The organism is Candidatus Microthrix subdominans (assembly GCA_016719385.1).
GTDB lineage: Bacteria > Actinomycetota > Acidimicrobiia > Acidimicrobiales > Microtrichaceae > Microthrix > Microthrix subdominans.
Window position 1 is genome coordinate 70,247 of sequence record JADJZA010000007.1, and the last position, 12,093, is coordinate 82,339.

11 protein-coding genes are annotated in these 12,093 nt (G+C 69.3%); all 11 read left to right on the plus strand.

What is annotated here, in order from left to right; translation table 11 throughout:
• Positions 1-27 precede the first annotated feature (27 nt).
• The 11 genes from IPN02_10525 (at position 28) to IPN02_10575 (ending at position 12,089) form a co-directional block, all read left to right on the plus strand.
• Positions 28-810, plus strand: a complete 783-nt coding sequence (locus IPN02_10525; protein ID MBK9297242.1) for a redox-sensing transcriptional repressor Rex — start codon at positions 28-30, stop codon at positions 808-810.
• A gap of 60 nt (positions 811-870) precedes the next feature.
• Positions 871-2,151: a glutamyl-tRNA reductase gene (locus IPN02_10530; protein ID MBK9297243.1), complete on the plus strand. Its 1,281-nt coding sequence runs from the start codon at positions 871-873 to the stop codon at positions 2,149-2,151.
• Positions 2,148-3,041 (plus strand): hydroxymethylbilane synthase, encoded by an 894-nt coding sequence (hemC, locus tag IPN02_10535; GenBank protein ID MBK9297244.1) that lies wholly within the window; start codon positions 2,148-2,150, stop codon positions 3,039-3,041. The genes IPN02_10530 and hemC overlap by 4 nt, the downstream gene beginning before the upstream one ends.
• The gene (locus IPN02_10540; protein ID MBK9297245.1) at positions 3,038-3,907 is read left to right on the plus strand and encodes a uroporphyrinogen-III synthase; all 870 of its coding nucleotides are present in this window, start codon (positions 3,038-3,040) and stop codon (positions 3,905-3,907) included. The genes hemC and IPN02_10540 overlap by 4 nt, the downstream gene beginning before the upstream one ends.
• 107 nt (positions 3,908-4,014) lie before the next feature.
• Positions 4,015-4,761 (plus strand): di-trans,poly-cis-decaprenylcistransferase, encoded by a 747-nt coding sequence (uppS, locus tag IPN02_10545; GenBank protein ID MBK9297246.1) that lies wholly within the window; start codon positions 4,015-4,017, stop codon positions 4,759-4,761.
• 108 nt (positions 4,762-4,869) lie between these two features.
• Positions 4,870-5,877, plus strand: coding sequence for a polyprenyl synthetase family protein (locus IPN02_10550; protein ID MBK9297247.1), 1,008 nt, complete (start codon positions 4,870-4,872; stop codon positions 5,875-5,877).
• Between the two features lie 46 nt (positions 5,878-5,923).
• Positions 5,924-7,036, plus strand: coding sequence for a cellulase family glycosylhydrolase (locus IPN02_10555; GenBank protein ID MBK9297248.1), 1,113 nt, complete (start codon positions 5,924-5,926; stop codon positions 7,034-7,036).
• 107 nt (positions 7,037-7,143) lie between these two features.
• Positions 7,144-9,054, plus strand: coding sequence for an APC family permease (locus IPN02_10560; GenBank protein ID MBK9297249.1), 1,911 nt, complete (start codon positions 7,144-7,146; stop codon positions 9,052-9,054).
• An 11-nt stretch (positions 9,055-9,065) separates the two neighbouring features.
• The gene (locus tag IPN02_10565; GenBank protein ID MBK9297250.1) at positions 9,066-9,713 is read left to right on the plus strand and encodes an alpha-ketoglutarate-dependent dioxygenase AlkB; all 648 of its coding nucleotides are present in this window, start codon (positions 9,066-9,068) and stop codon (positions 9,711-9,713) included.
• A gap of 50 nt (positions 9,714-9,763) precedes the next feature.
• Positions 9,764-10,774 (plus strand): porphobilinogen synthase, encoded by a 1,011-nt coding sequence (hemB, locus tag IPN02_10570; protein MBK9297251.1) that lies wholly within the window; start codon positions 9,764-9,766, stop codon positions 10,772-10,774.
• Between the two features lie 25 nt (positions 10,775-10,799).
• Positions 10,800-12,089 (plus strand): glutamate-1-semialdehyde 2,1-aminomutase, encoded by a 1,290-nt coding sequence (locus IPN02_10575; protein ID MBK9297252.1) that lies wholly within the window; start codon positions 10,800-10,802, stop codon positions 12,087-12,089.
• Positions 12,090-12,093 lie beyond the last annotated feature (4 nt).

Below are 12,093 nucleotides of genomic sequence, written 5' to 3' on the forward strand. Positions count from 1 at the left end.
CTCGAACAAGGTGGTTACGGTCATGTGATGACCGAGGATCGCCCGGGCGGGCACGGCCCAGAGTTCCACTCCGCTCGCACCGGCGACGCCATCCCCGGAGCGACGGTCGCACGCCTGCCGGTCTACCTGAGGGCGGTGGTGGCCGAACGCGACGCCGGGGCATCGACGATCAGCTCGGACCGTCTAGCCGAGTTGGCCGGGGTCAACGCCGCCAAGGTTCGCAAAGACCTGTCGTTCCTGGGCAGCTATGGGATCCGCGGGGTCGGCTACGACGTCACCCGGCTGATGATGGAGATGAGCCGGCAACTCGGGCTCTCCCAGGACTGGCCCTGCGTCATCGTGGGGGCGGGCAACCTGGGCGCCGCGCTGGTCAACTATCTGGCGGGGGCCGGGCGGGGCTTCTCGGTGGCGGCGATCGTCGATGCCGACGACGACAAGTGGGGGACCCACATCGGCGCGGTGGCGGTCCACAGCGACGACGATCTACCCCGCTTGGTCGCCGAGGGCGCCATCGTCATCGGCATCATCACGACGCCCCCGACCGTCGCCCAGGATGTCGCCGACCAGCTGGTCGCTGCCGGCGTGAGCTCGATCCTCAACTTTGCGCCGGTCGTCTTGTCGGTCCCCGACTGGGTGTTGTTGCGCAACGTCGACCTGGCACTCGAATTGCAGGTGCTGTCGTTCTACCAGGGTCGAACTCGCCCCGGGTCGTCCCCGGAGGCGCCCCCGGACGCCGGCAGCAACCCGTTGGACGGTCCGGCGGCCTCCCTCGGCGTGTCCGCTGACACCCGCTTGGCGCGCGAGGCCTGAACCGACCAAGCTGGAGGGGTTCCGGCGAGCCTCGTCGCCGGAGTGTGAGGAGCCGGCAACGTGTCAGTGTTGCTCATCGGAGTCACACACCGCGACCTCCCCTTGGAGGTGTTTGAGCGGTTTGCCGTGACCGCAGACGACACCCCGAAGCTGTTGGCGGCCCTGACCGCGCGCGACCACGTGTCCGAGGCTGTGGTCCTCGCCACCTGCAACCGCACCGAGATCTACGTCAAAGCCGAGCGTTTCCACGGTGCGTTCGAGGACCTCCGCGACCTGCTGGTCGACCTGTCCGATGTCGCCCCGGACCGTTTTCTGCCCCACCTGACCGTCCTTTGGGACGAGGAGGCGATCGAGCATCTGTTTTCGGTTGCGGCCGGGCTGGATTCGGCCGTGCTCGGCGAGGTGGAGGTGCAGGGCCAAGTGCGCCAGGCCCAGCGCATGGCCGAGGAGGAGGGCACCCTTGGCCCGACGCTCGAGCTGGCCTTCCGCCATGCCCTCGGCGCGGGTAAGCGGGTGCGTACCGAGACGTCGATCGCCCATCACACCGCCTCGGTCGCCCAGGCAGCGATCGAGATCGCCCGCGACCGCCTGGGTGACGACGGCTCACTTGAGGGTGCGACGGTCGCCGTGGTGGGGGCCGGAAAGATGGCCACCTCGATGGCCCGTTCGTTGTCCCAGGCAGGGTCGCTCGTCGTCGTCGCCAACCGCACCGCAGCGCGGGGAGCGCAGCTGGCCGACGAGGTGGGTGGCCGGGCCTGCGCCCTGGTCGATCTGCCCGCCGAGCTGGCGACCGCCGATGCGGTGCTGTGCGGTACCTCGTCGACCGAGACCATCCTGGGCGTCGGCCAGATCGCCGGGGCGCTGGCCCACCGCCGAGCGGCCCGGACCGCAGCCGAGCTGGTGATCGTCGACATCGCCATGCCCCGCGACGTCGACCCGGCGGTTGACGAGCTGGACGGGGTGGGGCTCTTCGACATGGACGACGTCGCCCGCCGCACCGAGGCCGGGCTGGACCGTCGTCGCGACGAGGTGGCCTCGGCCACGATCATCGTCGAGGACGAGGTGCTGCGGTACCACAACGCCACCACCGCCCGAGCCGCCGGACCGATCATCGCGTCGGTTCGAACGCGGGCCGAACAGCTTCGCCTGCTCGAACTCGACCGCCATGCGTCCAAGCTCGAGGCCCTCGACGACGACACCCGGGCGCTGGTGGAACAGCTGACCAAGGGCATGCTGGCCAAGTGGCTGCACCAGCCGTCGGTGCGGCTGCGGGAGCAGGCGGGAACGCTCCGGGGCGATCGCCTCGCAGAGGCCCTTCACGACCTGTTCGACCTGCCTTGAGCGCTGCCGATCCCGTCCGCCTGGCCACGCGGGCGAGCCCGCTGGCCCGCTGGCAGGCCGAGGCAACCGCCGAGGCGATCAGCGCGGCCCACCCGGAGGTGGGAAGCGTGCTGGTCGAGGTGTCGACCGAGGGAGATCGACGAACCGACGTGCCCCTCGAGGTCATCGGCGGCAAGGGCGTGTTCGTCAAGGAGGTGCAGGCCGCGCTGCTCGATGGTCGGGCCGACGTGGCGGTTCACTCCGCGAAGGATCTCCCGGCGGCCGGTCCCGACGGCCTGGTGATCGCCGCGCTTCTGCCGCGCGGCGACCCCAGGGATGCGTTGGCCGGTTCCCGCATGATCGACCTACCCACCGGTGCCAAGGTCGGCACCGGGTCGGCTCGACGCAAGGCACAGCTGCTCGACCTGCGGCCCGACCTCGACGTGGTCGGCCTTCGGGGCAACATTGCCACGCGCCTGGGACGGGTTGGTGAGCTGGACGCCATCGTCGTCGCTGCGGCCGCCCTGGAGCGCCTGGGCATCGAGGACCGGGCCGCCGAACTGCTGTCGCCCGCCATGTTTTGCCCCCAGGTGGGCCAGGGGGCGGTGGCGGTCGAATGTCGCTCCGATGATGCCGCCACGCTGGCGGTGCTGGCCGACCTCGACGACCGGCCGACCCGGGTCTGTGTCGAGGCCGAGCGTTCATTTCTGGCCGAGCTCGGCGGCGACTGCTACATGCCGGCAGGCGCCTACGCCACCCTCGACGGATCGACGTTGTCGATCATCGGGGTGCTCGACGTCGGTGGGGCCCGTCCCGCCCGGGCGAAGCTCACCGGCGACGCCTCGGGCGATGGCCCCATCGTGCTGGGGCTCGAGCTCGCCCGAAAGCTGCTGGCGACCGGCCGGTCGTGAACCGCTCCGGCCCGGGGGAGCCGCAGGACGCTGCCCTGCCGCTGAACGGCCGCAGCATCGTCGTCACCCGGTCGGCGGAGACCGCCGAGGAGCTGTGCGAGGCGTTGGGGGCGCTTGGGGCGACGACGATCGTTGCGCCCTGCATCGCCACCGAACCACCGAGCGACGGGGGCGCAGCCTTGGCTGCTGCGGTGCGCCACCTCGAGGACTACGCCACCGTCGTGTTGACCTCTCCGACCGGCGCTCGGCGCTTTCTCGCCGAGCTCGACGCTGCCGATGCACAGACGAATGGTGTTGGTCGACCGACTGATCGCGACCAGGTTGCGCCGAATCGCGGCGGTTCGCTGCCCGCAGGCGGGGCCGTGATGCCCGCCGGAATCGCTTTGGCGGCGATCGGACCGGGCACCGAGGCGGCGTTGTCCGAGGGTGGCCTGGACGTCGACCTCGTGGCCGACCGGGCGGTCGCCGAGTCCCTGCTCGAGGCGCTGGGCGACCCGCCGAGCTCCGGGGCTCGGCTGCTGTTGGCACGAGCGGAGGTGGGTCGCGACGTGCTGCCCGAGGGCCTGATTGCTCGGGGGTGGGCGGTGGACGACGCCGCCGCCTACCGCACGGTGACGCCCCCGCCCGACCCCGACTTGGGTGCCAAGGTGGCCCAGGCGGACGCGGTCGCCTTCACGTCGTCGTCGACGGTGACCGGCTTCCTGTCACGGTTCGGCATCGATGCGATGCCTCCGGTCGTCGCATGCATCGGGCCGATCAGCGCCACGACCGCCCGGAATCTAGGGGTGGACGTTGACGCCGAGGCCGATCCGCACACCCTTCCCGGCCTCACCGCCGCCCTCATCGGCTGCCTCGGGCCGGCGTAGCCCGTCCCCTTCAGCGCTCGGACCGCCACGGTGTGCGGTTGTGCCTTGGTGCCCGCCTGCTGTCGGCGTGTGTGGCTGGGTGATGCCCAACCGGTAGCGTCCGGGCTATGCGCATTATCGAGCAGCCCGAGCTGGAACGGGTTCTCAGCGGTGAGATCCCGCGCCATGTCGGTGCGATCATGGATGGCAACGGCCGCTGGGCACTCATGCGCCAGACCGAGCGCACCGAAGGGCACCGCGCCGCCGAGGCCGCCGTCTATTCCTCCGTGCACGGCGCCCTCAACCTGGGTGTCGAATGGCTGTCGCTGTATGCGTTCTCCACCGAGAACTGGCGGCGCAATCCGGCCGAGATCAGCTTTCTGATGGACTTCTCCGAGTGGCTGTTGCACGAGACCCGCGTCGAGGAGCTTCGTGAGCTCGGCGTGCGCATCCGTTTCGTCGGTCGGCTCGATGACGAACGCATCCCGCAACGGTCGCGCGACTACCTCAACGACATCTCCGCCCGCACCGCCCACAACTCCAAGCTTCAGTTGGTGATCGCGTTCAACTACGGCGGCCGGGCCGAGATCATCGATGCTGTCCGGACGTTGATGGTTGACGCCGTCGATCCCCAGACGATGACCGAGGCCGACCTGGAGGCCCGCCTCTATCTTCCCGAGATGCCGGACGTGGACCTGGTCGTGCGGACGTCGGCCGAGCACCGCCTGTCCAACTTCTTGCTGTGGCAGGCCAGCTACGCCGAGTTCGTGTTCACCGAAACGCTCTGGCCCGACTTCCGCGCCTGGCATCTGTACTCGGCGGTGGCCGAGTACCAATCGCGCCGCCGTCGGATGGGTGCCGCGGTCACCGAGTGAGCGAGCAACGTGCGGCGTCGCCGTGAACACCGGCAGCGCTCGCTTGGCTGTGAACACGGTTGGGTGCGGTCTGGGAGCCGCCCGGCAACAACCGTAGGCTCCTGACCCATGGACCTTGACGAGCTGTCTGAGCTGCTGGCCCTGCCGTCGCTGGTCGCCGATCTCGATGCGCTCGAGTCGACGATGGTCGACGTGCTTCGCCGGGACGGGACCCTCGACGAGCTGGTCGAGCCGGGCATTCGGGTGGTGACCGGCGGCGGCAAGCGGCTGCGGCCGACGTTGACGATCGCTGCGGCTGCGGTGGGCGGCGCTCCCGCCAACGATCACGTCACCGCTGCCGGTGTTGCGGTCGAATTGGTGCAGGTGGGCTCGTTGGTGCACGACGACCTGATGGACCATGCCAAAACCCGTCGGGGCGTTGAGACGGTGAACGCCCGCGAGGGGCTGAACTGGGCGATCCTGGTGGGCGATTATCTGCTGGCTGTCGCCGGCATCCAGGCGGCGTCGGTGTCGAAGGAGGTGGCCCACAGCCTGGCCCGGACCATCGCCGACTTGGCGGCCGGCCAAGGTCGCGAGGTCGCCCGTCAGGGCGATCCGCACCGCAGTGTCGCCGACTACGAGGCGTCGATCCGGGGGAAGACCGCGGCGCTGATGCGTTGCTCGGCCACGGTGGGCGCCCAGGCGGCCGGAATGAGCCTGATGGAGGTCGACGCTCTGGCTGCGTTCGGTGAGGGCTTTGGGATGGCTTTTCAGATCGTCGACGACGTTCTGGATGTGGTGGCGAGCAGCGAGAAGTTGGGCAAGCCCGCCGGGAACGACATCGGTGAGGGCGTGTTTACGCTTCCCGTGATCTACGCGCTCGACGGTCCCGAGGGCGAGCGCTTGGCCGAACTACTCGAGCGGCGAACCGACGATGCCGCGGTGGCCGAGGCCAACGAGCTGGTGCGCCGCTCCGACGGGGTGCGGTTGGCCCTTGACGCCGCTCGGGACTGGAACGGGCGGGCGGCGGACCTGCTCGCCGGCTTCGATTCCCCGACCGCCGAGGGTTTGGCCAAGCTGCCCGATCACTACCTGGCTTGGGCGCTCGACCGGGCCGGCTACTCCCCGTCGAGATAGGCCGTTCTCGACGGCACGGGGAGGGTCCGTGGGTAACCACCTGGGCATGATCGGTGGGTTCGTCGGGGCAGCGTTGCGCACCCGGGGTATCGGTCGCCACCCCAGGCTGAGAAGCCGTGCCCGCTGGGGTGTCGAGCGTTCGCAGGCATGGGCGGATTGCGCCGGTTGGCTGGTCGGCTGCAACTTCACCCCCTCGACCGCCTCCAACCAGCTCGAGCTGTGGCAGCTGGACACGTTCGATCCGGCCACGATCGACCGGGAGCTCGGATGGGCCGCAGCGCTGGGCATGAACAGCATCCGCCTGTTTCTCCACGACCTGATGTGGGAGCTGGAGGGCGACGCATTCCTTGACCGCATCGATCGGGTGCTCAACCTGGCCGCCGGTCACGGCATTTCGGTGATGCCCGTGCTCTTCGACGGCGTCTGGGATCCCGATCCCCGGCCCGGTGAGCAGCGTCACCCTCGCCCCGGCGTGCACAATTCCACCTGGGTGCAGGGGCCGGGGGCCACCGTGCTGGCCGACCGGAGCCGCTGGCGATCTCTGCGGGCCTACGTCGAGGCGGTGGTGGGCCGCTTTGGCGACGACGATCGGGTGATCGCCTGGGACCTGTTCAACGAGCCTGATTCACCCAACCCGGCCTGGGCAGGACGCGACCCGGCGGGTAAGTCGGCGTTGGTCGCCGATCTGCTCGACCAGGTGTGGGATTGGGCCGCCGCCGTCGATCCTGCTCAGCCCCTCACCGTCGGGGTGTTCCTGTTTCCCGACCGGCACCCCGAGCGGGCCTCGCGGGTGGCTCGCATCGCGCTGGAGCGATCCGACGTCATCTCCTTTCACGCCTACGTGGGCGACGACGCACTCGAAGCGACGATCGCGGGCCTGGCCCGGTCGGGCCGGCCGCTGGTGTGCACCGAGTGGCTCGCCCGGCCCAAGTCGCCGGCGTCCCAGCTGGCCACCTTCCAACGGCACGGGGTGAGCGCCTACTGCTGGGGGTTGGTCGATGGCCGCACCCAGACCAGGTTCCCGTGGGCGTCCTGGGTTCGGTCCACCCCGGAGGGCGCACCCTGGTTTCACGACCTGCTGCACGGTGACGGCACCGCGTACGACCCTGCTGAGGTGGCGTTGTTCCGCGAGCTGACCGCACGGCAACCACGGGGATAGGCAGACCGGTGGGCCCCTGCCGGGCGTAGGGTGACCTTTCAGCGCCCTGGCCATCGACTCCTCGAACCAGCGAGCTGATCCTTCTCACAACCTGAGGTCGCACCGCGATGCCTCGTTCCTACGCTCAGCTGAAGCGGCGCCTCGTCGGACGCCCGATCCCCTCGTTCGCAGAGAGCCGCGAACGGTTGGGCAAACCGACAGCGCTGGCGGTGCTGGCCTCGGATGCGATCTCGTCGACCGCGTATGCCTCGGAGGAGATCCTGCGGGTGCTGGTGCCGGTCGTGGCGCTGGCGGCCCTCGAGGACCTCATCCCCATCGCCATCGTCGTGTGCGTGTTGCTCGTCGTCGTGATCTCCTCGTACCGCCAGACGATCCACGCTTACCCCAACGGCGGCGGTTCCTATGTGGTGTCCAGGGAGAACCTGGGCGTCACCCCGGCCCTCGTCGCCGGAGCGTCGCTGCTGGTCGACTACGTGCTCACCGCTGCCGTCTCGGTGTCGGCCGGCGTCGCCGCCATCACCTCGGCCTACCCGGCGTTGTTTGCGTTCCGCGTCGAGATCTGTGTCGGGTTCGTCGCCCTGATAGCGGTCGGCAACCTTCGGGGATTGCGCGAGTCGGGCCGGCTCTTCGCCGGGCCGACGTTCATGTACATGCTGGCCCTCGGTGCGCTGATCGCTGCCGGCCTGATCCGCTCCTACACCGGCAACCTCGCCCCGCTCCCACCCAACGTGGGTGCGCTTGCCGAGTTGACCGACAACGGCTCCACGCTGGGGATGCTCACGCCCTTTCTGTTGCTGCGGGCGTTCTCGTCCGGGGCGGTGGCGTTGACCGGTGTCGAGGCGATCTCCAACGGGGTGCCGGCGTTCAAGAAGCCGGAGTCGCGCAATGCCGCCACCACGCTCACCTGGATGGGGGTCATCCTCGGGGTCGGGTTCTTCGGCACCGCGCTGTTGGCCCACCGCCTGCAGCCGACGATCACGCCCGACGAGACGCTGCTGTCCATCCTGGGACGTGCGGTGTTCGGCAACGGAACCCCCCCGTATCTCATCCTCCAGTTCGCGACGTTCGCCATCCTGGTGCTGGCCGCCAACACCGCGTTCGCCGACTTCCCGCGGCTGGCATCGATCGTGGCCCGAGATGGGTTCCTACCTCGCCAGTTCGTCAGCCGCGGCGATCGGTTGGTCTTCTCCAACGGCATCCTGATGCTGGCCGGGCTGGCCATCGCGCTGCTCATCGTGTTTCGGGGGGACACCTCGGCCCTCATCCCGCTGTACGCGGTGGGCGTCTTCACCGGGTTCACCCTCTCCCAAACCGGCATGGTGCGCCACCACCTGAAGCTGAAGGAGCCCAACTGGAAACGCAAGGCCGTCGTCAACGGGGTGGGAGCGGTCATGACCGCCGTGGTGCTCGCGGTCGTCGTCGTCTCCAAGTTCACGATCGGCGCGTGGGTCCCGGTGGTGATGATCCCCATGGTGGTGCTCGGGTTCCGGATGGTTTCCGAGCACTACCGGCGGGTGGGCGAGGACCTGCGCCCCCCGGTGGGCTACCGCCCCGACGTGGGGGGAAACTCGGTCGTGTTGTTGGTGGGTGGCGTCCATCGCGGCACACTCGATGCGCTGGCCTATGCCCGCTCGCTCAAGCCGGACCACCTCCATGCGGTGCACGTGTCGGTCGATCCCGTGGCCACCGAGCGGGTGCGACGGGAGTGGGACAAGCGTCGGCCGGGGTTCCCACTCGAGGTGATCCCGTCGCCCTACCGGGAGCTGACCGCCCCGCTGCTGAACCACATCGAGAAGATCGAGTCGCGGGACCACAACGGGGTGACCACCGTCATCATCCCGGACTATGTCGAGGCCCATTGGTGGGACAACATGTTGCACAACCAGAGTGCCTTGGCGCTGAGCCGCCGCTTGCGCTCCCGCCCGCGCACCGTCGTCGTGACCGTCCCGGTTCACGCCAAGAGCATCAGATCGCAGAACGCTGAAAATGCGGCTGCGACGGAGGGCATGGACGAGTAGAGTACGAACATATGTTCGTGAGTGGGGGGCAAACCCTCCAACCGACGTTGTTCGACACCGGTGCGCCGGCCGTCGACCTGGGCTTCGCATCCTGTGAACAGCGGGCGCTGGACGAGTCGTCGTGGGTCGAAGTGGCGCCCGGCTGGATGAGCGGCGCCGACGAGCTGCTGGCCGAGTTGCTGGACACCGTGCGATGGCGTCAGCGCCGGGTGCGCATGTACGACCGCATGGTCGCCGAACCCCGCCTGACCGCTTGGTGGGGGCTGAGCGATGAGCTGCCGCACCCGTCGCTGAGCTCCGCCTGGGATGTGCTCGAGCGTCGCTACGAGCGCCGATTCATCTCGATGGGCGCCAACTTCTATCGCGACGGTGACGACTCGGTCGCCTGGCACGCCGATCGCAACCGTCGTGAGGTGCGTCACCCCACGATCGCCATCGTCGTGCTCGGCGAGCGTCGCAGCTTCCGGCTTCGTCCGATCGCAGCCGGGCCGGCGCCGGTCACGCTGACCGCCGGCCATGGTGATTTGTTGGTGATGGGTGGCGCCTGCCAGCACCGGTGGCAGCACTGCGTGCCCAAGACGCGTCGTCCGGTGGGCCCCCGGGTGTCGCTCACCTTTCGCCATGTCCACGACGACAACTACGACCGCCCACCAGGCTGACGCCGGCCACCGTTGGCGGCCGAGGCGGCGACCGGGAAGGCGGCGGTACCATGGTCGGCGTGGACATTGACTCGCCCGCTCTCGCCGGCCGCCGCCCTCGCCGGATGCGCACCACACCGGTGATGCGCCGCCTGGTTGCCGAGGCCCGGCTGGGCGTGGACGATCTCGTCGCACCGTTGTTCGTGCGGGAGGGCATCGAAGCCCCTTGGCCGATCGAAAGCCTGCCGGGAGTGGTTCAGCACACCCGGGATTCGCTGCGGGCCGAGGCGGTGGCCCTGGCCGAGTTGGGCGTCCCCGGGTTGATCCTGTTCGGGGTCCCCGAGCGCAAGGATGCCACCGGTTCGGGCGCATGGGATCCCGACGGCATCGTGCAGCTGGCGATCGCCGACCTGAAGGCCGAGGTGGGTGACTCGATGGTGGTGATGGCCGACCTGTGCCTCGACGAATACACCGACCATGGGCACTGTGGGGTGGTCGATCAAGCTGGTCGGGTGGACAACGACGCCACCGTCGATCTGTACCGTCGGGTGGCCAGCGCCCAGGCCGCCGCCGGGGTGGACGTCGTCGCCCCATCCGGCATGATGGACGGCCAGGTCCGAGCCATCAGGGAGGCGCTCGACGGCGACGGAGCGACCGATGTCGCCATCCTGGCCTACTCGGCCAAGTACGCCTCGGCCTTCTATGGCCCCTTCCGGGATGCGGTCGACGTGACGATCGCAGACGGTGGCGATCGGCGGGGCTACCAACAGGACCCGGCCAACGCCCGGGAGGCCGCCGAGGAGATCCGCCTCGATATCGCCGAGGGTGCCGACATGGTGATGGTGAAGCCCGCCCTCACCTACCTGGACGTGATCGCCCGAGTCCGGGAGCAGGTCGACGTGCCCCTCGCCGCTTATCAGGTGTCGGGCGAGTACGCCGCGCTGCACGCCGCTGCCGAGCGGGGCTGGCTCGACCTGAACGCCGCTGCGCTTGAACAACTGCTGGCCATCCGACGCGCCGGCGCCGACTTCATCCTCACCTATTTTGCCCGCCGCGTGGCCGAGCTGTTCGCCCAGCGTTGAGCCGCGTCGAAGAACCGGAGGCCTGATGACGACCAACCACGACCTGTTCACGCGCGGATTGAAGGTGATGCCCGGCGGCGTGAACTCGCCGGTGCGGGCCTTCCGATCGGTGGGTGGCACCCCCAACTTCATCGCCGAGGGCCAGGGCGCCTTCGTCACCGACATCGAGGGAACGGTGTTCCTCGACTACGTGCAGAGCTACGGGGCCTCGATCCTCGGCCACGCTCACCCCGTGGTGATCGCCGCCATCGAGAACGCCGCCAAGCGGGGGACGACGTTTGGGGCGCCCACCGCCGGTGAAGTGAACCTGGCCGAAGCGCTGGTCGATCGCATCGACGGCATGGAGCAGGTACGGCTGGTCTCGTCGGGCACCGAGGCGACCATGTCGGCGATCCGGCTGGCCAGAGGCGCCACCGGCCGCGACAAGATCGTCAAGTTCGTCGGCAACTATCACGGCCACTCGGACGCGCTGTTGGCATCCGCCGGGTCGGGTGTCATCGAGGGCCTTGACCTGGGCGAGACCGCAACGCCCGATTCGGCCGGTGTGACCGCCGGTGCGGTGGCGGACACGATCGTGGTGCCCTACAACGTCGTACCGACGCTCGATGAGTCCGTCGCCGTCGTCATCGTCGAGCCGGTCGCCGCCAACATGGGCCTGATCGCCCCCCGGTCCGGCTTTCTGGAAGGCCTGCGCTCCGAGTGCGACCGGGTCGGTGCACTGCTGTTGTTCGATGAGGTGATCTGCGGGTTCCGCCTGGCGCGAGGGGGCGCCAGCGAGTTCCTGTCGGTCCATCCCGACCTGTGGTGCTTCGGCAAGGTGATCGGCGGCGGGCTGCCGGTCGGCGCCTACGGCGGGTCAACGGAGCTGATGGCTCAGATCTCCCCCCTCGGGCCGGTGTACCAGGCCGGTACGCTGTCCGGTAACCCGCTGGCCACCGCCGCCGGGCTCGCAGTGCTGGATCTGTTGACCGTCGATGCCTACCAGCAGCTCGAGCGGACGGCGGAACGCCTCGCCAAAGGGCTGCGCCGGGCGTTTGCCGACGCCGGTGTGGAGGCGCGGGTGCCTCGGGTCGGGCCGCTCGTCGGCCTGTTTTTCGGGCCGGAATTGCCGCTCGATTTTGAGGGGGCGCGGGCGTCGGTGTCGCTCGGTCGATACCCGCAGTTCTTCCACGGCATGTTGGACGCCGGCATCGCCCTGGCACCCGGACCCTACGAGGTGATGTTCCCGTCGCTCGCCCATCAGGACTCCGACATCGACCGGACCACCGACGTGGCCGCCTCGGTTGCCGCAGCGATGGCCGCCGGCGCCCGCTGAGGTC